Annotated in this window: 18 protein-coding genes and 1 tRNA gene; 5 read left to right on the top strand and 14 right to left on the bottom strand. The window is 62.2% G+C overall.

What is annotated here, in order from left to right:
• Position 1: 1 nt before the first annotated feature.
• Positions 2-1,156: a rod shape-determining protein RodA gene (gene rodA, locus ACYQ47_RS20720; RefSeq protein WP_244826741.1), complete on the top strand. Its 1,155-nt coding sequence runs from the start codon at positions 2-4 to the stop codon at positions 1,154-1,156.
• A 39-nt stretch (positions 1,157-1,195) separates the two neighbouring features.
• Here the strand turns inward: rodA and ACYQ47_RS20725 are convergent, their stop codons facing one another.
• From ACYQ47_RS20725 to queC, 5 genes are all read right to left on the bottom strand, one after another.
• Positions 1,196-1,885 carry a tetratricopeptide repeat protein gene (locus ACYQ47_RS20725; protein WP_244826740.1) on the bottom strand — a complete coding sequence of 230 codons (690 nt, stop codon included), beginning with the start codon at positions 1,883-1,885 and terminating at the stop codon, positions 1,196-1,198.
• Positions 1,882-2,664, bottom strand: coding sequence for an HpcH/HpaI aldolase family protein (locus ACYQ47_RS20730; protein WP_459906614.1), 783 nt, complete (start codon positions 2,662-2,664; stop codon positions 1,882-1,884). The genes ACYQ47_RS20725 and ACYQ47_RS20730 overlap by 4 nt, the downstream gene beginning before the upstream one ends.
• Before the next feature lie 162 nt (positions 2,665-2,826).
• Positions 2,827-3,273, bottom strand: coding sequence for a 6-carboxytetrahydropterin synthase QueD (gene queD, locus ACYQ47_RS20735; protein ID WP_459906615.1), 447 nt, complete (start codon positions 3,271-3,273; stop codon positions 2,827-2,829).
• Positions 3,274-3,290: 17 nt separating this feature from the next.
• On the bottom strand, positions 3,291-3,923 hold the full coding sequence (gene queE / locus ACYQ47_RS20740) for a 7-carboxy-7-deazaguanine synthase (RefSeq protein ID WP_250525267.1): 633 nt from the start codon (positions 3,921-3,923) through the stop codon (positions 3,291-3,293).
• Between the two features lie 24 nt (positions 3,924-3,947).
• Positions 3,948-4,682, bottom strand: a complete 735-nt coding sequence (gene queC / locus ACYQ47_RS20745) for a 7-cyano-7-deazaguanine synthase QueC (protein WP_309961806.1) — start codon at positions 4,680-4,682, stop codon at positions 3,948-3,950.
• A 1,492-nt stretch (positions 4,683-6,174) separates the two neighbouring features.
• Here queC and ACYQ47_RS20750 point away from each other — a divergent pair.
• Positions 6,175-7,086, top strand: coding sequence for a lipopolysaccharide biosynthesis protein (locus ACYQ47_RS20750; protein WP_459909247.1), 912 nt, complete (start codon positions 6,175-6,177; stop codon positions 7,084-7,086).
• Between the two features lie 175 nt (positions 7,087-7,261).
• On the opposite strand, the gene ACYQ47_RS20755 is transcribed toward ACYQ47_RS20750, so the two are convergent.
• The 9 genes from ACYQ47_RS20755 to def form a co-directional block, all read right to left on the bottom strand.
• Positions 7,262-7,337 (bottom strand) — tRNA-Phe (locus tag ACYQ47_RS20755).
• A 95-nt stretch (positions 7,338-7,432) separates the two neighbouring features.
• Positions 7,433-8,146, bottom strand: a complete 714-nt coding sequence (gene esaR, locus ACYQ47_RS20760; RefSeq protein ID WP_250462569.1) for a response regulator transcription factor EsaR — start codon at positions 8,144-8,146, stop codon at positions 7,433-7,435.
• Positions 8,147-10,576 carry a sensor histidine kinase gene (locus ACYQ47_RS20765; protein ID WP_459906616.1) on the bottom strand — a complete coding sequence of 810 codons (2,430 nt, stop codon included), beginning with the start codon at positions 10,574-10,576 and terminating at the stop codon, positions 8,147-8,149. It lies immediately after the preceding gene.
• Positions 10,577-10,598: 22 nt separating this feature from the next.
• Positions 10,599-11,195 carry a DUF4390 domain-containing protein gene (locus tag ACYQ47_RS20770; protein WP_250462564.1) on the bottom strand — a complete coding sequence of 199 codons (597 nt, stop codon included), beginning with the start codon at positions 11,193-11,195 and terminating at the stop codon, positions 10,599-10,601.
• Positions 11,192-12,652: a 16S rRNA (cytosine(967)-C(5))-methyltransferase RsmB gene (gene rsmB / locus ACYQ47_RS20775; RefSeq protein ID WP_459906617.1), complete on the bottom strand. Its 1,461-nt coding sequence runs from the start codon at positions 12,650-12,652 to the stop codon at positions 11,192-11,194. Before rsmB ends, ACYQ47_RS20770 begins: the two co-directional genes overlap by 4 nt.
• Positions 12,653-12,816: 164 nt before the next feature.
• The gene (gene htpX / locus ACYQ47_RS20780) at positions 12,817-13,671 is read right to left on the bottom strand and encodes a zinc metalloprotease HtpX (protein ID WP_244826731.1); all 855 of its coding nucleotides are present in this window, start codon (positions 13,669-13,671) and stop codon (positions 12,817-12,819) included.
• Between the two features lie 129 nt (positions 13,672-13,800).
• Positions 13,801-14,448 (bottom strand): LysE family translocator, encoded by a 648-nt coding sequence (locus ACYQ47_RS20785; RefSeq protein WP_459906618.1) that lies wholly within the window; start codon positions 14,446-14,448, stop codon positions 13,801-13,803.
• 94 nt (positions 14,449-14,542) lie between these two features.
• Positions 14,543-15,535 (bottom strand): methionyl-tRNA formyltransferase, encoded by a 993-nt coding sequence (gene fmt, locus ACYQ47_RS20790; protein WP_459906619.1) that lies wholly within the window; start codon positions 15,533-15,535, stop codon positions 14,543-14,545.
• Positions 15,536-15,570: 35 nt separating this feature from the next.
• Complete coding sequence (gene def / locus ACYQ47_RS20795) at positions 15,571-16,074, bottom strand: peptide deformylase (RefSeq protein ID WP_244826728.1); 504 nt, start codon at positions 16,072-16,074, stop codon at positions 15,571-15,573.
• Positions 16,075-16,275: 201 nt separating this feature from the next.
• Here def and dprA point away from each other — a divergent pair, with 201 nt between their 5' ends.
• The 3 genes from dprA to ACYQ47_RS20810 all read left to right on the top strand — a co-directional run bounded on the left by dprA (position 16,276) and on the right by ACYQ47_RS20810 (position 20,744).
• The gene (gene dprA / locus ACYQ47_RS20800; RefSeq protein WP_459906620.1) at positions 16,276-17,478 is read left to right on the top strand and encodes a DNA-processing protein DprA; all 1,203 of its coding nucleotides are present in this window, start codon (positions 16,276-16,278) and stop codon (positions 17,476-17,478) included.
• 72 nt (positions 17,479-17,550) lie between these two features.
• Positions 17,551-17,928: a thioredoxin family protein gene (locus ACYQ47_RS20805; RefSeq protein WP_244826726.1), complete on the top strand. Its 378-nt coding sequence runs from the start codon at positions 17,551-17,553 to the stop codon at positions 17,926-17,928.
• Between the two features lie 158 nt (positions 17,929-18,086).
• Complete coding sequence (locus tag ACYQ47_RS20810) at positions 18,087-20,744, top strand: DNA topoisomerase III (RefSeq protein ID WP_250491639.1); 2,658 nt, start codon at positions 18,087-18,089, stop codon at positions 20,742-20,744.
• Positions 20,745-20,788: the final 44 nt, after the last annotated feature.

Genomic DNA, 20,788 nt, shown 5'->3' on the forward strand with positions numbered 1-20,788 from the left:
CATGCAACTCACCTTCGACAAGCACGTCTGGAAAGAGCACGCAAAGCGCATGTTCGCGGGCTTCGACAAGCCGCTCGCGCTGATCGTCTTCTTGTTGCTGTGCGTGGGAATCGTGACCCTGTATAGCGCGAGTATCGACATGCCGGGCCGCGTGGAAGACCAACTGCGCAACATCATGCTGACCTTCGGGTTGATGTGGGTGCTCGCCAATATCCCGCCGCAAACGCTGATGCGCTTCGCCGTCCCGCTGTACACCGTCGGCGTGGCGCTGCTGATAGCGGTCGCGGCGTTCGGGCTCACGCGCAAGGGTGCAAAACGCTGGCTCAATGTCGGCGTGGTGATCCAGCCGTCGGAAATCATGAAGATAGCGATGCCGCTCATGCTCGCGTGGTATTACCAGCGGCGTGAAGGCAACATTCGCTGGTGGGATTACGTTGCCGGGTTCGTCATTCTGCTGCTGCCCGTTGCGCTGATCGCCAAGCAGCCGGACCTCGGGACGGCAGTGCTCGTGTTCGCGGCGGGGATGTTCGTCATCTATTTCGCGGGACTCAGTTTCAAGCTGATCGTGCCGGTGCTCGCGGCGGCCGTGGTCGTCATCGCGTGCGTGGCGGTGTTCCAGAACCGCATCTGCCAGCCCGAAGTGAACTGGCCGATGATGCACGACTATCAAAAGCATCGTATCTGCACGCTGCTCGATCCGACTTCAGACCCGCTCGGCAAAGGCTTTCACACCATTCAGGCGGTGATTGCCATCGGCTCCGGCGGCACGCTCGGCAAGGGCTGGCTGAAGGGCACGCAGGCGCACCTGGAATTCATCCCCGAAAAACACACCGACTTCATCTTCGCGGTGTTCGCCGAGGAATTCGGCCTCGCGGGCGGGCTCGTGCTGCTCTTTCTCTATATGGCGCTGATCGCGCGCGGACTGTTCATCGCGGCAAACGGCGCCACCTTCTTCGGGCGATTATTGGCCGGTTCGCTTACGCTCGCATTCTTCACCTACGCGTTCGTCAATATCGGCATGGTGAGCGGAATTCTGCCCGTGGTCGGCGTGCCATTGCCGTTCATGAGTTACGGCGGGACAGCGCTCACCACGCTCGGCGTCGCTGTTGGACTCATCATGAGCGTCGCGCGACAGAAGCGATTGATGCAAGGCTAGCCTCAATCCCCGTGTCCCGAAAAAGCCGCAGTGTCACGTTCACTGCGGCTTTTGCTTTTCCAGCTCCGCGCTCAGTTGCAGGTACTTGAGCTTCGCCGCCGGATCGCCTTGCGCGGCGGCCGCCGCGTAATAAGCACGCGCGACGTTGAGATTGCGCTCGACGCCATCGCCGCCACGTTCGTAGAACGATCCCGCCACGTATTGCGCGGTCATGTCGCCGCCTTCCGCCGCCTTCTTGTACCAAGTGAATGCCTGCTCGTTGTCGCGCGTGGTGCCGCGTCCATCGAGAAATTGGTTGGCGAGCGCGAGTTCCGCCTGCACGTGTCCCTGACTCGCGGCGCGCAAGAACCAGCGATGCGCTTCCGCCGGGTCCTTGTCCACGAACTGGCCGTCGTCGTACATCTTGCCGTACACGAACTGCGCGTGAGACATGTTGGCGTCGGCGGCGCTACGCAACCACTTCTTGCCTTCGGGGACATTGGCGGGACCGCCTTCGCCGTTCAGCAGCATCATCGCGTAATTGAATTCGGCGAGGCGGCTGCCCTTTTGCGCGGCGCGACGGAACTGCGAACGCGCTGAGACGAGATTGCCCGCGTTGTAATCGGCGACGGCGTTTTGCGTCGCGAGGTCCGTCGGCTTTGGCATCGTCTGCGACTGCGCGTTGGCCGCGAACGCCGCGCCGAACATCAAACAGGCTGCAGCGATGCCGCCACGCCAAGCCGTGTTCATGCTCTCGCCTCCTGCAAAGCCTGACGCGTCGCCTTCAGGAGCCACATGACGTCGGCGGCGAGCGCGATCAGGTTGATGCCGGCTTGCGCATATTGCCGCGCGCCAGCGACATCGATCGCGAAAATGCCGCTCGCGATGCCCGCGCGCTTCGCGGCTGCCGCAACCTTGTCGATGGCTGCCTGCACATCCGGGTGCTTCATGTCGCCGAGATGGCCGAGGCTTGCCGCGAGATCCGCGGGCCCGATGAAGAGGCAGTCTATGCCCGGCGTCGCCGCGATCTCGTCGACGGCTTCGAGCGCCGCCACCGATTCGATCTGCACGATGGTCGCGATCTGCGCGTTCGCGCCCGTCACGTAGTCGCGCCGCATGCCGTACGCAGCCGCGCGCACCATGCCCGCGACGCCGCGCAAGCCGTCGAGCTGGGCTTCGGTCGGATACTGCGTGAGCTGCACGATGCGCGCGGCATCCCCGGCCGATTGCACGTTGGGGAACATCAGCGTGCGCGCGCCCGCGTCGAGCACGCGCTTGACGAGCCAGCCATCGGAGAACGGCACGCGCACGATCGGCTCGCTCGGCAGATGCGCCGCCGCGATCGCGCGCAACTGATCGACGACGTCGCGGCTATCGTTCGGCGAGTGCTCCATGTCGATACACAGCCAGTCGAAGCCCGCGTGCGCGAGCGCTTCGGCGGCATCGGCGCTGCCGAGCGACAGCCACAGGCCGAAGAGCGCGCCGGGTTCGGAGAGACGTTGCTTGAGGGGATTCGTGAAGGTGCTCATTGCGCGGCTCCTGGAAGTTGGGCGCGCTTCGAGAAGCGGAAAAACGGCGGAAGGAATGACGGCATTACTCGCGCTCCGTTTGTGTCGCCGCGGAAGACGGGCGATTCAACGAGCGATGATACCGTGACGGCGACGCAGGCGTGGGCCGCGCCGCCGGATGCGTCAGGCGTGTTCCACGTCGGCCCAACAATTGGGCGTTTCGTACAAGCGAAGGCGCTTGAGCTTGAGATTGACGCCGTAATGCGCGTCGTAGACTTCCGCGAGAATCTTGAACGCGACCGCCGCCATATTCTCGACCGTCGGAATGCGGTCGAACACGACGGTCTTGTGATCGGCCATCGACTGCAAGAAATCGCGTACTTTCACGTCGCCTTCGTAGACGATGAAAGCGTGATCCCACTTGTTGACGAGATGCTCCATGGCGAGCGACTTTAAATCCGCGAAGTCCATGACCATGCCGCGATCGGGCGCGCCTTCGACATCCACGAGATCGCCTTGCAGCGTGATTTCGAGCACGTAACGATGCCCGTGCAAATTGCGGCACTGACTGCGGTGATCGGGGATGCGGTGGCCCGCATCGAATTCGAGTTTTCGGGTAATCGTCTGCACGTCGGCGGGACCGTCTGTCAGGGAATGTTCAAATATTTATGCGTCTGCATCGACAGCCGCCACTTGGGATGCCGCTTGCACCAGTCGACCGCGAGCTTCGTGTTCATGTCGCGCGACGGGCCGTCCATTGGCTGGACGAGGAAGTACTCGAAATCGAGCTTTTCGTAATCGGCGAGGCGCTGGTTGTCCTGCGGCACGACGACCTTCAGCTCATGGCCCTTGGTCACGACGAGCGGTGCGTCGGCTTTCGGACTCACGCAAATCCAGTCGATGCTGTCGAGTACCGGCAGCGAGCCATTCGTTTCGATAGCCATTTCGAAGCCGGCGCCGTGAAGGGCATCGACGAAAGGCTGGTCGATTTGCAGCATCGGTTCGCCGCCCGTGCAGACGACGAACTTGTTCGCCTCGCCTTCGGGCCAGAGCGAGGCGATCATCGCGACGAGTTCGGCGGGCGTGCGGTATTTGCCGCCGTTCTCGCCATCGGTGCCGACGAAGTCGGTATCGCAGAACTGGCAGACGGCTTCAGCGCGATCCTGCTCGCGACCCGACCACAGATTGCAGCCGGCAAAGCGGCAAAACACGGCCGGACGCCCGGCGTTCGCGCCCTCGCCCTGCAACGTGTAGAAGATTTCCTTCACTGCGTACGTCATGACTGCTCTGTGATCAATTGAAGTTCAAACCGGCGCGATAGTGACTTGCTCGCCCGCGCGGTATGCCTCGTAACCGCGTTTGCGCAGCTTGCACGCCGGGCATTGGCCGCAGCCGAAGCCCCAATCGTGTAGCTCGGCGCGCTCGCCTACATAGCACGTGTGCGTTTCGACGCGGATCAATTCGACGAGCGCGTCGCCGCCGAGCGTTTCAGCCAGACGCCACGTGTCGGCCTTGTCGAGCCACATCAGCGGCGTTTCCAGCGCGTAACGCGTCTCCATGCCGAGATTGAGCGCCACTTGCAGCGCTTTCATGGTGTCGTCACGGCAATCGGGATAACCGGAGAAATCCGTCTCGCACATGCCGCCGACGAGAACTTTCAATCCGCGCCGATACGCCACCGCCGCCGCGATCGTCATGAACAACAGATTGCGTCCGGGCACGAAGGTGTTCGGCAGGCCGCTTGCGGTCGACTGAATCTCGATTTCGCGTGTCATCGCGGTATCGCTGATGGCGCCGAGAACCGATAGATCGATTGTGTGGTCTTCGCCGAGCCGCTCAGCCCAATGCGGAAATTCGCGCAGCACGGCGGCGCGAAAACCGTCACGACACTCGAGTTCGACGCGATGCCGCTGACCGTAGTCGAAACCCAGCGTCTCGACGGTCTTATAGCGTTCGAGCGCCCAGGCAAGGCATGTGGCCGAGTCCTGTCCGCCGGAAAACAGCACGAGCGCGCTGTCCTTAGCGTCTGTACGAGTCACCGTGAAACTCCGTGTTTGAGATTGGCCTGCGGGCCATGTCGCCGGTCGGTAAGAGAGACATGCTTTTACCCCGACGTTTCAGTATAGGCCGACGACCCTTTCCCCACGTGCGGCGACTCTTATGTCCCATATACGAAGGCGTCGCCAGAATTCGCACGCTTTTGACCGGCCGCACCTGTGAGCCACAACGTCGAAAAACAAAAAGGACCTGCGGTCCGAGGACAGGCAAGTCCTTAATTCGATGCAGATTTTATCACGCAGCACGATTGTTTGCCGATCGTTAGGCTCGCTGCGCCGAGCGAAGAGTTACCCAAAACGCTTCGAAGTTTCAGCACGGATTATCGGTAAGAGCCGGCGATACGCACCGAACTCTGGTTGCGGGAGACATACCACCACGAGGCTGAAGGTCATTCTTCTTTAAGGAAATGCCGTCACTTGAATGAATCATCTTTTCGCCACACGCGGTCGTGGATGACCTTCCGGTTATCCGTCGAACTGCGTGCAACACACTCAAATTCGGAAATATATACTTATTTGTCAAAATGAAATCGGCAAAACTGTCTTTAAAAGCTAAAGGTCCGCGCCGAGGAGCCGTAATTCTAGGTAATCGTCTAGAAAGACGGTTTGCGTTAAGTAACAAGTTCCGCTTCACCAGAATTCGCGCCTGAGGCGAATTCAACGCGCAAACGTTCAAACGCAGCAAGCGCGTGGCTTTTTCTTCGTGCCGGTCCTTAGGTAATACGCCGCAATCGCTCCAGGCGCTCGAAACGCGTGGACGAACGGTGTGGGTCCGGCTGTCTGGCAGCGTCCGGCATTTGCCGTTGGACTGATCTGCCCACCCTTCGGGGCATTTCATTCGGCCTCCGAATGAACTCGTTCCCGGCACCCATCCGCAGGGTTAAGCGGGACGCAGGTCCGTAACCGATTTGCCGATTCACTTCCGGCGCTTTGGTCAACGCACTCCTTTTCTTAGCCGACGCACAACACATCATTAGTAACGCTAACTAATAATATGAAGAATTCGACCCATACCCCTGCCCGTTTCGCCTTCACCGCTCCCAAGGCAAGTTTGATTGCCGCCACGATCGTCGCCAGCGTGCTGCTCACCGCGTGCGGCGGAGCCGGCAACGACGCCTTCGACCTCGCATCGACCGCGGAAGCTTCGAAGCGCAACACATCGGCATTCGTCGTGACGGCGCCGACGGTCAACGCAACCGCGACCGGCACCGTGACCGTGAAAGGCACGACCGGATCGAAATGGACCACGGTTTCTGTCGTCGACATGACGACGGGCAACAAAGTAGCGCGCGATGCCGTGCCCGCAAGCGGCGCATTCTCGACGACCGTCGATACCACGCGTCAGGTCAACGGCGTGCATACGTGGCAGATCACGGCGGCGAATGCATCGAACAGCGTGCGCTCGGTGCAAAACGTCAGCGTGACGGTGTCGAACACGAAGGCCACGACGCCCGCCACGCCGACCACCACCAAGATCTTCTACGGCGCGAACGGCCACAATAACGAAGGCGGCGCATACGACATTTCCAGCCCCGCGCTGCAACTGTCGCAACTGCAGGATCTCGGCGTGAAGCTGTACCGCAACGAGGTCTATAGCCAGGCGGCGGCGACCAAGCTCGCGGGCATTGCGAAGACGATGGCGGCAGGCGGCGTGACCGTGTATCCGGTGATGCTGATGGGTATCGACTTCAACAGCGAAACCGATGCTTATAACGCAGGCTTCGCGCTCGGCCAGCAAACGGCCGCCGCGAACAAGTATCCGTACTATGAAGTCAGCAACGAACTCGAAGCGGACTGCCTCACAGGCAACGTGGATGGCGTCTATCCCCAGCACTTCGACAACAAGAAGTTCCAGATTGCGCGTGGCGTGATCCGCGGCATGATCGCCGGCGTGAAGTCGGTGGATACGGCGGGCAAGATCATCATGGGCGGCGGCGCATGGATGCACTACGGCTTCGACCAGATGCTCGCGGCCGGCACGCAGCCGGACGGCACGACGGGTCACCCTGTTGTGAGCTGGGACGTCACCGCATGGCACTGGTACTCGGACCAGGGCGACATCACGAACGCATGCGGCGGCACGGGCTGCCACGACATCCTCGCGACGCTGCAGGCAATGGGCAAGCCGATCTGGATCAACGAATTCGGCGTGCGTCCGAACATGGGCACGGATCAACAGATCGCGTCGTACCTCGTTGGCAACAAGATGATGGCGCAGTTCGTCTCGGTGGCGACGAAGTACAACATTCAGGCTATCCAGACGTACGAACTGTACGACGATCCGGTGGGCGGCGAAGGTGCTTACGGTCTGATCAAGAACGACGGCAAGACGGTGAAGGCGGCTTACACGGCATTCAAGAACTTCGTCACGGCAAACCCGAAGTAAAGATGTTCTTCCAAGCGGCTCGCAGTCGGGGCCGCAAGAAGCAAAAAAAAGCGGACAGGCAAATCAAACGCCTGTCCGCTGTTTTCGCTTGTTTCGTGCAGATACCGAGCCTGACAAAAGCCCGGCCGCAAAAGAAAAAGCCCGAGAGTGATGACACTCTCGGGCTTCTTAATTCTGGTGGCCTGGGACGGAATCGAACCATCGACACGCGGATTTTCAATCCGCTGCTCTACCAACTGAGCTACCGGGCCATCGGAGAAGTGAGACTATATCAGAGTGATGCACGAGGCTCAAGCCTTGAGCCGAATTTTTCTCTAATTCGACGCAATCGGCTCGATGCCGCGGGTCAAACGTCGTTCTTGTTCTTTCCGAGATCGACGCCCAATTGCTTGAGCTTGCGGTACAAGTGCGTACGTTCGAGCCCTGTCTTTTCGGCGACGCGCGTCATGCTGCCGTTCTCGCGCGCGAGGTGATATTCGAAGTACGCGCGCTCGAAAGCATCGCGGGCGTCGCGCAAGGGAATATCGAACGAGATCGATGCCGTCTGTCCCGCGTTCGGCGATGCCCCGCCCGAAGCCGCGTCGCCGGGTGTGGCGTTCAACGCCGACGCGCTCGGCAGCGCAGCGGCCACCGGCACGCCGGATGCCCCCGCGCTCGTCAGCGGCTTGGTCGATGACACGACCGCGGGCGCCGCGCTTCCATGCGCCAGGCCCTGCTCGACCGCCTTCAGCAGTTTCTGCAACGCGATCGGCTTCTCGAGAAAATTGAGCGCGCCGATCTTCGTCGCTTCGACGGCCGTGTCGATGGTCGCGTGCCCCGACATCATGATCACCGGCATCGTGAGCTTGCCCTGCGCGGCCCACTCCTTCAGCAGCGTTACGCCGTCGGTGTCGGGCATCCAGATGTCGAGCAGCACGAGGTCGGGCGTCTGCTGCAAGCGGTAGTCGCGCGCGTGTTGCGCGTTCTCCGCCACGTCCACCACGTGGCCTTCGTCGCTCAGGATCTCGGAGAGCAGTTCCCGGATCCCCATTTCATCGTCTACTACCAGGATGGTCGCCATTTAAGCTGCCCTTGTCTGCACTGTTGCTTTTGTCGTTCCGTGATTCGCTGCCGTGCCCGTTCCCCGCGTCGTCGCGCCGGGAGCGGCGGTATCGTCCGCGAGTTGAAGAAACAGAATCGATATCTGCGCGCCCTCGATGACATCCGCGTTCTTCGACCGATTGCGAATGTCGATGCGCGCGCCGTGCTCGTCGACGATCTTCTTCACCGTTGCAAGTCCTAGTCCCGTGCCCTTTGCTTTCGTCGTGACGTACGGCTCGAAAGCGCGTGACAAGATGCGCGCCGGGAAGCCCGAACCGTTGTCCGACACCGTGAGCCGTACCGCGACACGCGCATGGCCCGATGCGTCAGGCTCGCCATATTCTACTGTTCTCGTTTCGAGAAGCACGCGCGGCTCCGCGACATCGGCCACGGCGTCCTGCGCGTTCTGCAACAGGTTGTGAATCACCTGTCTTATCTGCGTGGCATCGCCGCGAATTACCGGCAGTTTCGTGAGGTCCACCTTGATCGCGCTCTTGCCTTCCTCGATGCCATACAAGGTCAGCACTTCGGCGACCAGCTCGTTCAATTGCAGATTACCGAGGACGGCCGGCGGCGTGCGCGCGTATTCGCGGAAATCATCGACCATCTGCTTCATCGCCTGCACCTGATTGACGATGGTCGTCGATGCGCGCCTCAGCACTTCGGCGTCGGGCGCGGCGAGTTTGTCCGCGAGCTTCATTTGCAGGCGTTCGGCGGAAAGCTGAATGGGCGTGAGCGGATTCTTGATCTCATGCGCAAGGCGCCGCGCCACTTCGCCCCAAGCCACGGAACGCTGCGCGGAAATCACGTCGGAGATATCGTCGAACACGACGACATAGCCAGTGGTTTCCGCGTCGTCGGAGTCGGCGTCGGTGGCGCTCAGCAACTGCGTGCCGCGCACGAGCAAGGTAAGCGGCTCGTTCTCGCCAGGCACCGTCACCGCGACTTGCTGCTGCCAGTGTCCGCGATCGCCAATGGGATGCCCGCTGCCGACAGCGGCGGCATCGCGTTCGGCGAAGGCTTTCTTGACCATCGCGCCGAACTCGCCGAGGGCATCGATCTGATCGAGCGGCTGATTCAGCAAGCCGATAAACCGCTGCCGGAAGATGCGTTCCGCGCCGCGATTGACAGTGGTGAGCCGAAACTGCCGGTCGAACACGAACACGCCCGCCGTGAGATTCGCGAGAATGCTTTCCAGATACGCCTTCGAATGCTCCAGCGCGATGCGGTTGTTTTCCACCGCCGCGCGCGCCTCGGAAAGCTGCCGCGTCATCGCGTTGAACGACTGCGTGAGAAAGCCGAGTTCATCGCGCGAATTGATCTCGCGTTTTGGCGTGTAGTCGCCTTCGGCCACCTCCTTCGTGCCTTGCGCGAGCAGAAACAGCGGTCGCGCGAGCTGATTGCCAAGCGCGAGCGCGAGCATCATCGCGATGAACGTGGCGAGAAAGAGCGCGAGCGTCAGCGTGCCGATATACATCTTGCGCAAGCCCGTGCGCCCCAGCCGCTTTTCCTGATATTCACGATACGCGCGCTGCACGGCATCCGCGTTGCGCGCGAGTTCCTGACTCACCGGCTGCTCGATCTGCAGGAAGCGATCGACGTGCTGAAACTCCGTGGTCGTCGTGGGATCGGGGATCTTCGTGATCACCCGCAATCGCAACGCGCCTTTCGGCCCGGTGGACGATGGATCGCCGTCGATTTCGCCTTCTATCGCGCCATATGGATGATCTTGCGCCTCCTTCAGCATCGAGCCGGTCGGCTCGTTCGTCGGCAACAGCGAATAGTAGTTGCCCGAGGCCTGCGCGATAGTGCGCAATCCCGACACGCGCTGCGTGCTGTTATTCGCGGACAAATCCTCGCGGTTGTACTGATCGCGCGGACGCTCGAACACGACCGCGTCCTGAATGTTGTATTGATCGCGCAACCGCAGGAGCGAAAGCGTGAGACTCGACTGATCCGCGCTAGCAAGCTGATCGCTCATTTGCCGGCCGCGCGCCTTGAAGTCGGCGAGCGATGTCTGCAACATGCCGCGCCCGAGCGTGAGACCCGACGTGAGCGCGGTCTCGACGTTCACGTCGAACCAAGATTCGATACTGCGCGACACGAACTGATACGACACGACGTAGATGATTGCGCCCGGCAGCACGCCGACCAGCGCGAAGATCAACGCGAGCTTGGCCAGTAGCCGCGTGCCGAAGCGGCCCTGCCGCACGCGCGCCACGATGATCGCCGTGAGGCTGATCACGATCAGCATGAAGATGAGCGCAATCGCCACGTTCGCCGCGTAGAGCCAGCCGTAATAGCGGTCGAAGAATTCGGTATTGGCGCTGGCGAGCGCGAGCATCACGAGCAGCAGAACCGCCGTGACCGCCACTGTCGAGACCAGCAACCGGACGACGAGACTTTTCATGTCCGTGCGGCCGCGTCGAAATCTATTTCGCACGTTCTGCCGCCGTAAAAGTAAAACGCTTCCAGTCCGATGAAAGGTTCCAGTCGCGGTTGTTCACCGCGTCGATCTGGAACGGCTTGGGCATCAGCGCGATGTCGAGTTGCATGCGCACCGATGCGTTATAGGTTTCGCCGGGATGCACCTGATTGCGGTCGAAGACATGCCACGATGTCACGTGCTTGATCACCGCCATGGCTTCGTTGAGCGATGCAAAGCGCAATTGCAGGCCGCCGGTCGACACGCGATATTCATTGGTCAACGGCTGATAAGACAGCCGGATGCTCTGCGAAACATTCACCGGCTCCTCGTCGAACCAGTACCAGCGCGGCCGGGACAAGTTGAAGTCGATGGTGAAATAGAGCGGCACGCTGCGGTTCACGGCTTCTTCGAGGCTGCTGTTGAGGTCGAAGTCGAAATGGGCATCGAGATTCCAGCCGTTATTGTCCGACTGCAACGAAGCCCGCTGCACGGAAATGGTTTCGGCGAAGGCGGAATCCGCTGCCGCGAAATACAGGCAGAACGTCAGCGCGGTCCAGACGACGAGCGCGAGCCGAAGCGGAAAAAGGCGTTTGATCGTCACCGTTTCTGAAAGCGCGCGTAGAAGAATCCGTCGTGGTCCGCGCGGTAACTCGATGCAGCTTCCGCGTTCCCGTTCGATGGCTGGCCGGCCACTTGTGTACTGTCCCGTGACCCGTTTGCCGCGCCCGCGCCCGCACCGGCACGCGCCCTGGTCGGCAGCAACTGGCCCGGCGCGTCCAATCGTACCGCATCTTCATGCGTGCTTCCAAACCAGCGAGCCTGCTCTTCGCCTTCCTCGGGAAAGATCGAGCAAGTCACGTAGAGCAACTCGCCACCCTTGGCGACGAGCGGCCAGAGCGCCGTGAGAATGCGCCGCTGTTCTTCGACGAGCGTCGCGATGTCCGAGGGCCGCCGCAACCAGCGGATGTCCGGATGACGCCGCACGATGCCCGAGGCCGAACACGGCACGTCCGCGAGAATGCGGTCGAACGGCGCGCCATCGAACCATTGCGAAGGATCGCCGGCATCGCCCACGCAAATCTCGGCGTGCAGCTTGAGGCGCGCGAGATTTTCGCCGATACGTCCCGCGCGAGTCGCATCGCTTTCCAGCGCGACGAGTTCGACATTCGCGAGTTCGAGGATATGACCGGTCTTGCCGCCAGGCGCGGCGCACGCGTCGAGCACGCGCATGCCGTCACGCGCGTCGAGCGCTTGTGCCGCGAGTTGCGCGCCCGCGTCCTGCACGGAGACGACGCCATCCGCGAAGCCCGGAATACGCTCGACCGGCAGCGGTGTTTCAAGGCGCACCGCGTGCAGACCGGCGGCTTCCGCTTGGATATGTTCCTGCCGCAAGCGTTCGAGATAGGCATCGACGGTGGCGTGACGCGCGTTCACACGCAGCGTGAGCGGCGCCTGCACGTTGCCCGCATCGAGAATCTCTTGCCACGCGTCCGGCTGCCCGCGCTTCACGGCGTCGATCCACCATTGCGGGTAATTCCAGCGCGCGACTTCGCTCACACGCGCTTCTTCGAGGAGCGCATCGCGTTCGCGCAGGAAGCCGCGCAGCACGGCGTTGACGAGGCCCTTCGCGAAAGCAAACTCGCGGCGCGTGGCGATGGCGGTCACCGCCTGATCGACGACGGTGAACGGCGCGTAGGCCGCGTGCGCTTCGTCGTCGGTGAGCAGCGTGAAAGCGCAGACCAGCACGTTGGCCACGTGCGGCGGCGGCGCCTTGCGGACGAGCTTATGCAAAAGCGCATCGGCAAGTGCGAGACGGCGCATCGCGCGATACGCAATGTCCTGAATCGCGCCCCGCGCCGCCGGCTGCCTGCCCGCGGCGACAACCGTCTGCAAGGCGGCCGGCAACGCCGATCCCGCGCGCACGGCGCCGACCGCCTGCGCCGCGCCGTCGAGCGCGAACGCGAGGGAATCGGGAGCAAGATGCAGCGCGCTCAAATGAGTCGCTCCGCGCGCCGAGTGCGGCGCGGTGGAAAGTCGCCGGGAAGGCTTGTCGGTCATGTGTAAGGTCGTGCGACTTCGTGTGAACATCGATTCGAACGACGATTGTAACGTGCAAGGCTTCGTGGCCCGGTGCTTGCGCGTTTCGCACCACAAAAGGAAAAAGGCCGCGCCAGCGTGACTGGAACGGCCTTCGGTGTTACGCGTCGTGACGACGCCCCGGATTACATGCGCCCGGTGCGCGCCATTTCCATCAAGCGCGCGACGCGTTCTTCCGTCGCCGGGTGCGTCGAGAACCAGTTCGCAATGCTGCCGCCCGACAGCGGATTCATGATCATCATCTGCGCCGTGGCCGGGTGCGCTTCCGCCGTGGGGAACGGCACGCCGGACGCGTACGCGTGGATTTTCTCGAGCGCGCTGGCGAGCGCTTGTGGATCGCCGGAAATCTCCGCGCCGCCGCGATCCGCCTCGAATTCACGCGCGCGAGAAATGGCCATCTGGATCAACGCGCCCGCAATAGGCGCGAGGATAGCCACCGCGATGCTCGCAATCGGGTTCGACGGGCGCCCTTCGTCATCGCGGCCACCGAAGAACATGGCGAAGTTCGCGAGCGCGGAGATTGCACCGGCCATCGTCGCCGAAATGGTCGAGATGAGAATGTCGCGATGCTTCACGTGCGCCAGTTCGTGCGCCATCACGCCGCGCATTTCGCGCTCGGACAGCACGCGCAGGATGCCGGTGGTCGCCGCGACGGCCGCGTGTTCCGGATTGCGACCGGTTGCAAACGCGTTCGGCGCGTCTTCGTTGATGAGGTAGACACGCGGCATTGGCAACTGAGCGCGCGTGGCCAGGTCGCGCACCATGCGATAAAACTGCGGCGCAGTGGTTTCGTCGACCTCCTGCGCGTTGTACATGCGCAGGACCATCTTGTCCGAGAACCAATACGAAAAGAAATTCATGCCGAGCGCGACGACGAGCGCGAGCATCATGCCCTTCGACCCGCCGATCATCCCGCCGATCACGACGAAGAGGGCCGTGATCGCAGCCATCAGCATCGCGGTTTTGACCCAGTTGAACATGTCAGGAACTCCTATCCCTAATACGGTGCGCACTTTGCGCGATGGTCCCGGCCACACTGGCCAGGACGCTCATTGTAAGCAAATCGTTAGATAGGGGCGTCCGCGAAAAATTCAATCGGGTTGTTGCGTTCAGCGATGTGACGTTGCGAGCTTCAGTCCCAGGCCGACGAACGCCGTGCCCACACCGCGATCCAGCCACTTTTTAATCCCCGGTTTGCCCGAAAAACGTTCGGTGACGCTGCCCGCGATCCACGCAACGAAGCTGTTCCAGACCGTGCTCATGGCGATAAACACGAGTCCGAGTGTGAGAAACGCGAGCGTCTTGTGCTGGCTGTCCGCCGCGACGAATTGAGGAAAGAACGAGACGAAAAACAGCACGACTTTCGGATTCAGCACGTTCGTGACGAAGCCTTGCGCGAATAATTGATGCAGCGATTTTGGCGCGGCTTGCGCGCTGGTTCGTGCTGCGTGAGCGTCTACGGCCTTGTCGTGCTTCGTGAGAATGAGCCGCACGCCGAGATAAATCAGGTAGATCGCGCCAGCGATCTTGACGACGGTGAACGCCGTGGCCGATGCCGCGAGAATCGCCGTCAATCCGAATGCGCACGCGAGCGTATGAACGATGCAGCCCGCCGAGATGCCGAGCGCGGATACGATTCCCGCGCCGCGTCCCTGCGCGACGCTGCGCCCGACGATATAGGCGGTATCGGGGCCGGGCGTGACATTCAGCAGAAAGACGGCGACGAGAAAGAAGGCAAAACCGGTAATGCCGAGCATCGGAAACTCCAAGCGCGCGCGTGTTGAAGACTCACGATTCTAGCGCCGCGCGACGCATGCGTTACATGTCCGTCGCGCGTGCTTCAAGCCTGGGTCAAGCGTCCGGATCGGTTTCTTGCAGCGCGAAACGCTGACCTCGGGCAAGCGGCGCGCCCGCGAGAAACTCGCGCACGGGCAGGCGCTTGCCACCGGGCTTTTGCAACTGCGTGAGCCTGAGCGCGCCCGTTCCGCAGGCCGCGACGATTCCTTCCGCCGACACATCCACGACGGTGCCCGGATCGGCTTGCCACTCGCCGCTCACCTGCTGCGCGGACCAGATCTTGATCGCGACGCCATCGAGCGTGCCGAACGCGCCGGGGAACGGGTCGAACGCGCGCACCTGACGCGCAAGCGTTTCCGCCGGACGCCGCCAGTCGAGCGCGGCCTCGTTCTTGGCGATCTTCTGTGCATAGGTCGTGCCGTCGTCAGGCTGCGGTGTCGATGGCAGCGCGCCGTCGCGTTCGAGGTCGCGGAGAGCCGCGACGATCAGATCCGCGCCAATTTTCGCGAGGCGGTCGTGCAGCGTGGCGGTGGTGTCGTCCGCGCCAATAGCCGTGCGGCCCTCGCGGATCATCGCGCCGGTGTCGAGGCCCGCGTCCATTTGCATGAGCGTAATGCCCGATTCGGCGTCGCCCGCTTCGATCGCGCGATGGATCGGCGCGGCGCCGCGCCAGCGCGGCAACAACGAAGCGTGGATGTTGATGGCGCCGCGCGGCGGAATGTCGAGCACTTCCTGCGGCAGGATGAGCCCGTAAGCGGCGACCACCATCACGTCGTGCGGCGTGGCGCGCAGCAACTCGATGGCATCGGCGGCTTCTTGCGGATACTTCCCCGCGCGCCTGAGCGACGTGGGCTGCGCGACCGTTAGCCCGTGTTCGACGGCAAAACGCTTGACGGGGCTGGCGGTCAGCTTCATGCCACGGCCAGCGGGCCGGTCGGGCTGGGTCAGAATCAGCGGCACGGGAAATCCGGCCGCGTGGATAGCCGCGAGCGCGGCGGCGGCAAATTCCGGCGTACCGGCGAAAACGACACGCAGCGATTGAGTCATCGATTGTTACTACCCTTGAGACAACATAAAGCGCTTTACAGCGCCTTTTCGAGCTTCTTCATCTTGCCGCGAATGCGCGTTTGCTTGAGCGTCGAGAGATATTCGACGAACACGTGACCCGCCAGATGATCCATTTCATGCTGGATGCACACGGCAAGCAGGCCATCGCAGTCCAGTTCGTAGCTTTCGCCTTTCTCGTTGAGCGCCTTCACGCGCACCTTGTCCGGCCGTTCGACGAAGTCGTAGATGCCCGGCACCGAGAGGCAGCCTTCTTCCCACTCTTTCTTGACCTCGCTCGCCCAGACGATCTCCGGGTTGATGAAGACGAGCAGTTCGTCGTGCGCATCCGATACGTCGATGACGATTACCCGCTCGTGCACGTCCACCTGAGTCGCGGCGAGACCGACGCCGGGCGCCGCGTACATGGTTTCGGCCATGTCGGCGACGAGCTTGCGAATGCGGTCGTCCACGACGGCGACGGGCTTCGCCACCTTGTGCAGCCGCTTGTCCGGGTAGTTCAGTATCTTGAGCAGAGCCATGATTCGAATTATCTACGCGCGCCGCGACGCGTGTGAAGTCGGCCATTCGGCCAGGTTGCGGGTGGGTGGCGGCATGCCGAAGATATGCAGATGAATCCGCTGGATTCAACGCCGCCGGCAAGCGGCCAACCGGCGTCGCTCGGCCTGAACACACGGGCGGGCGACACTTCTTAATTACGTTCCGGGACCAAAAATCTTAACATGACGACCGCCTTACCGCCGACCGAGCCTCAACCGGAGGCGCTCACCACGGACCTCGACGAACTTTCCGCCTGGCTGCGGCTCACGCATGCAAAGGGACTGCGTCCCGCCGCCCTGCGCGCGCTCTTGAGCGCGTTTGGCGGACCGAAGAACGTTCTAGCCGAAAGTTTCGCCTCGCTCGCCGAAGTCACCAACACCGATGCCGCGACCGCCGCGCTCGCGCCGCCCGCCGAAGTCGAAGGCGTGCCATTCGGCAACTATATTGAACGCGTGCTGGAATGGGCCGCCGAACCCGGCAATCACATTCTCACTTTTGCCGATACCGCGTATCCGCAAGCGCTCCTCACCATGCCCGATCCGCCCGCGCTCTTGTACGCGAAAGGGCGAATCGACTTGCTGCAAGCGCGCGCGGTGGCGATCGTCGGCAGTCGGAACGCCACGCCGCAAGGACTCGAAGACGCGCGCCGGTTCGCGCGCGCTCTCTCGGACGCCGGGCTTGCCGTCGCGTCGGGGCTCGCGCTCGGCATCGATGGCGCGGCGCATCGGGGCGCGCTGGACGGCGCCACAGGCACGATCGCCGTCATCGGGACGGGCGCGGATCTGGTGTATCCGTCGCTGCATCATCAGCTCGCGCACGAAATCGCCCGCGATGGCGTGATCGTGTCCGAATGGCCGCTCGGCACGCCCGCGCGCTCCGCCAACTTCCCGCAGCGCAACCGGCTCATCGCGGGCCTGGTGCAGGGCGTTTTGATCGTCGAGGCGGCAATGCGCTCCGGCTCGCTCATCACCGCGCGGCTTGCCAACGAAATGGGCCGCGATGTTTTCGCCATGCCCGGTTCGATCCACGCGCCGCTGTCGCAGGGTTGTCATCGCATCATCAAGCAGGGCGCGAAGCTCGTGGAGACGCCGGAAGACGTGCTGGAGGAATTCGGCTTTCCCGCCACACCTCGCAAAAAGCGCGGCAAGGCACCGGCTCCGGCAAACGCCTCGTGGGCTTCGGCGCGTCTGCCCGGCAAACCCGAGACCGACGAAGCCGCCCGCGTGCTCGCCGCGCTCGGCCATGCACCCGCGACGCTTGAAAATCTCGCTGCCCGCACCGATCTCGACGGAGCCGCGCTGCAAAGCGCCCTGCTGCAACTCGAATTATCGGGCTTGATCGCGGCCTTGCCGGGCGGACGCGTGACGGCGCTCGAACGCTCGTGAAGTTGCGTCGTGCTACATTCGCGAAAAATGAGTACGACGCCAAACCCCAGACGAAAGGACGCCAGAAACGCCATGTCCGCGCTGAATCTCGATACCGATGCCGATGAGATCGCCGAGCGCATCGCCGTGCCCGGCACCTTGTTCGTCGCCTGTCTATGCGCCGAATGGTGCGGAACCTGCCGTGAATATCGCGACGGTTTCGACAAACTGGCGGCGGCGCACCCGGAAATCTGCTTCGCGTGGATCGATATCGAAAATCACGCGGACCGTTTCGATGACCTCGATGTCGAGAATTTCCCGACCATTCTCATCGAGGACTCGGTGACGACCCGCTTCTTCGGCACCGTGTTGCCGCAGGCTTCCATTGTCGAACGCATGCTGGTCGATCTGACCGCGCTGCCGAACATGGCGGGCGCGCCGAAACTGCGTCCGGCGCTTGCCACGGCGTAGAAAAGTGCGTGCGCGCGGCGTCGCGAAACGAAGCTCGCGGAACTAAACGGCGAGCGTCGCAATTCGTGCTTCGGCGCGCATCGAACAAAGCCTGTGCTATAAAGCGGCGTTAATGCAGTCCAAATCGGACCGCTGCCAAATACCTACTATATTGAGTCATGTCCAAAGCCCTGATCATCGCTGAGAAGCCTTCCGTCGCGAACGACATCGCGCGTGCGCTGGGCGGCTTCACGAAACATGACGAGTATTACGAGAGCGACGACTACGTGCTCTCGTCCGCGGTCGGCCATTTGCTCGAAATCGCGGCCCCGGAGGAATACGACGTCAAGCGCGGGAAGTGGAGCTTCGCCAATCTGCCGGTCATTCCGCCGCATTTCGACCTGAATCCCATCGCGAAAAGCGAATCACGGCTGAAGGTTCTGACGAAGCTGCTCAAGCGCAAGGATGTCGACCGGCTCATCAACGCCTGCGACGCGGGGCGTGAGGGCGAACTGATCTTCCGTCTGATTGCGCAGCACGCGAAGGCGAAGCAGCCGGTCCAGCGCCTGTGGCTGCAGTCGATGACGCCCGCCGCCATCCGCGACGGATTTGCGCATCTGCGTAGCGACGCCGACATGCAACCGCTCGCCGATGCAGCCCGTTGTCGCTCGGAAGCGGACTGGCTCGTTGGCATCAACGGCACGCGCGCGATGACCGCGTTCAACAGCAAGGGCGGCGGTTTCTTCCTTACTACCGTGGGCCGCGTTCAGACGCCAACGTTGTCTATCGTCGTGGAACGCGAGGAAAAGATTCGCCGCTTCGTGCCGCGCGACTATTGGGAAGTGCGCGCCGAATTCGTTGCGGCGAAGGGCATTTACGAAGGCCGCTGGTTCGACCCGAAGTTCAAGCGCGTCGAGAACGATCCCGAACAGCGTGACTCGCGTCTGTGGAGTCTCGCCGCGGCCGAATCCGTGGTGGCGGCTTGTCGCGACAAGACCGGCACCGTGACGGAAGAATCGAAGCCGTCCACGCAAATGTCGCCGCTGCTCTTCGACCTGACGAGTCTTCAGCGCGAAGCCAACAGCCGCTTCGGCTTTTCGGCGAAGAACACGCTCGGCCTCGCGCAAGCGCTGTATGAAAAGCACAAAGTCCTGACCTATCCGCGTACCGATGCACGCGCGCTGCCGGAAGACTATCTCGGCACGGTCAAGGACACGCTGACCATGCTCAAGGACAGCAACAACTATCTGCCGTTCGCGAAGCAAGTGCTCGACAAGGGCTGGGTGAAGCCGAACAAGCGCATCTTCGACAACTCGAAGATCAGCGATCACTTTGCCATCATCCCCACGCTTCTGGCGCCCAAGGCGTTGTCCGAGCCCGAGCAGAAGCTGTATGACCTCGTGGTCAAGCGCTTCCTCGCCGTGTTCTTCCCGGCGGCGGAATATCTGGTGACGACGCGGATCACCGAGGTCTCTGGGCATCACTTCAAGACCGAGGGCAAGGTGCTCGTCGAGCCGGGCTGGCTGCAGGTCTACGGTCGCGAAGCGGCGGGCGAGGAAGGCAATCTCGTGCCGGTGCAGAAAAACGAACAGGTCGATGTCGACAAGGTGGCCGCTCACGGTCTCGTCACCAAGCCGCCCGCGCGCTACAACGAAGCGTCGTTGCTCTCAGCCATGGAAGGCGCGGGCAAGCTCGTCGAAGACGAAGAGTTGCGCGAAGCGATGGCTGCGAAAGGGCTCGGCACGCCGGCCACGCGCGCGGCGATCATCGAAGGTCTGTTGGGCGAGAAGTACATGGTGCGCGAAGGCCGCGAACTGATTCCGACTGCCAAGGCATTCCAGTTGATGACGCTTCTGCGCGGTCTGGGCGTCGAGGAACTGACGGCGCCGGAACTGACCGGCGAGTGGGAGCACAAGCTGTCGCAGATGGAGCGCGGCAATTTGCATCGCGATGCGTTCATGCAGGAAATCGCCCGCATGACGCAGACCATCGTCAAGCGCGCAAAGGAATACGACTCCGACACGATCCCAGGCGACTACGCCACGCTCGAAACGCCGTGTCCGCACTGCGAGTCGCAGGTGAAGGAGAACTATCGCCGCTTCGCGTGTACCAAGTGCGAATTTTCCATCTCGAAGATTCCTGGCGGACGTCAGTTCGAGATTCCTGAAGTCGAGGAGTTGTTGCGCGAGAAAACCATCGGACCGCTGTCGGGTTTCCGCAGCAAGATGGGCCGTCCGTTCTCGGCCATCCTGAAGCTCGCTTTCGACGACGAGATCAAGAACTTCAAGCTCGAGTTCGATTTCGGTCAGGACAACGGCGGCGAAGACGGAGAACCGCCCGACTTTTCCGAGCAGACGCCGGTCGGCGCGTGCCCGAAGTGCCAGTCGCGCGTGTACGAGCACGGCATGAGCTACGTCTGCGAGAACTACGTCGCGAATCCGAAGACCTGCGACTTCCGCTCGGGCAAGGTCATCCTGCAACAGGAAATCGCGCGTGAGCAGATGGAGAAGCTGCTGAACGAAGGACGCACCGACTTGCTGACCAACTTCAAGTCGTCGCGCACGGGCCGCAACTTCAAGGCGTTTCTCGTCAAGCAGCCGGACGGCAAGATCGGCTTCGAATTCGAGAAGAAGGAAGCCAAGCCCGGCGCGAAGACGGCAGCGAAGCGCGGCGCGGCAACGGAAGCACCAGCCGATAACGGCGACGAAGGCGATAGCGATGTCGCCGTAGCCGCCAAGACGACGCGCGCCAAGCCCGCGACCAAGACGGCCGTGGCGAAGAAAGCGCCTGCGAAGAAAGCCGCGGTGAAAAAGACCGCTGCGCGCAAGACGAGCTAGCTTTAGCTCGCGTCGAAAAGAAAAAGCCCCGCGAAGCAATTCGC

The organism is Caballeronia sp. HLA56, from assembly GCF_054655155.1.

What these genes read in the sequence shown, in the direction of transcription:
- ACYQ47_RS20730 (WP_459906614.1), bottom strand. Translation starts at nt 2,664, where the DNA reads ATGAGCACCTTCACGAATCCCCTCAAGCAACGTCTCTCCGAACCCGGC.
- rsmB (WP_459906617.1), bottom strand. Translation starts at nt 12,652, where the DNA reads ATGACCGACAAGCCTTCCCGGCGACTTTCCACCGCGCCGCACTCGGCG.
- def (WP_244826728.1), bottom strand. Translation starts at nt 16,074, where the DNA reads ATGGCTCTGCTCAAGATACTGAACTACCCGGACAAGCGGCTGCACAAG.
- rodA (WP_244826741.1), top strand. Translation starts at nt 2, where the DNA reads ATGCAACTCACCTTCGACAAGCACGTCTGGAAAGAGCACGCAAAGCGC.
- ACYQ47_RS20725 (WP_244826740.1), bottom strand. Translation starts at nt 1,885, where the DNA reads ATGAACACGGCTTGGCGTGGCGGCATCGCTGCAGCCTGTTTGATGTTC.
- ACYQ47_RS20805 (WP_244826726.1), top strand. Translation starts at nt 17,551, where the DNA reads ATGTCCGCGCTGAATCTCGATACCGATGCCGATGAGATCGCCGAGCGC.
- ACYQ47_RS20810 (WP_250491639.1), top strand. Translation starts at nt 18,087, where the DNA reads ATGTCCAAAGCCCTGATCATCGCTGAGAAGCCTTCCGTCGCGAACGAC.
- esaR (WP_250462569.1), bottom strand. Translation starts at nt 8,146, where the DNA reads ATGGCGACCATCCTGGTAGTAGACGATGAAATGGGGATCCGGGAACTG.
- fmt (WP_459906619.1), bottom strand. Translation starts at nt 15,535, where the DNA reads ATGACTCAATCGCTGCGTGTCGTTTTCGCCGGTACGCCGGAATTTGCC.
- ACYQ47_RS20785 (WP_459906618.1), bottom strand. Translation starts at nt 14,448, where the DNA reads ATGCTCGGCATTACCGGTTTTGCCTTCTTTCTCGTCGCCGTCTTTCTG.
- htpX (WP_244826731.1), bottom strand. Translation starts at nt 13,671, where the DNA reads ATGTTCAACTGGGTCAAAACCGCGATGCTGATGGCTGCGATCACGGCC.
- queE (WP_250525267.1), bottom strand. Translation starts at nt 3,923, where the DNA reads ATGACGTACGCAGTGAAGGAAATCTTCTACACGTTGCAGGGCGAGGGC.
- ACYQ47_RS20765 (WP_459906616.1), bottom strand. Translation starts at nt 10,576, where the DNA reads ATGAAAAGTCTCGTCGTCCGGTTGCTGGTCTCGACAGTGGCGGTCACG.
- dprA (WP_459906620.1), top strand. Translation starts at nt 16,276, where the DNA reads ATGACGACCGCCTTACCGCCGACCGAGCCTCAACCGGAGGCGCTCACC.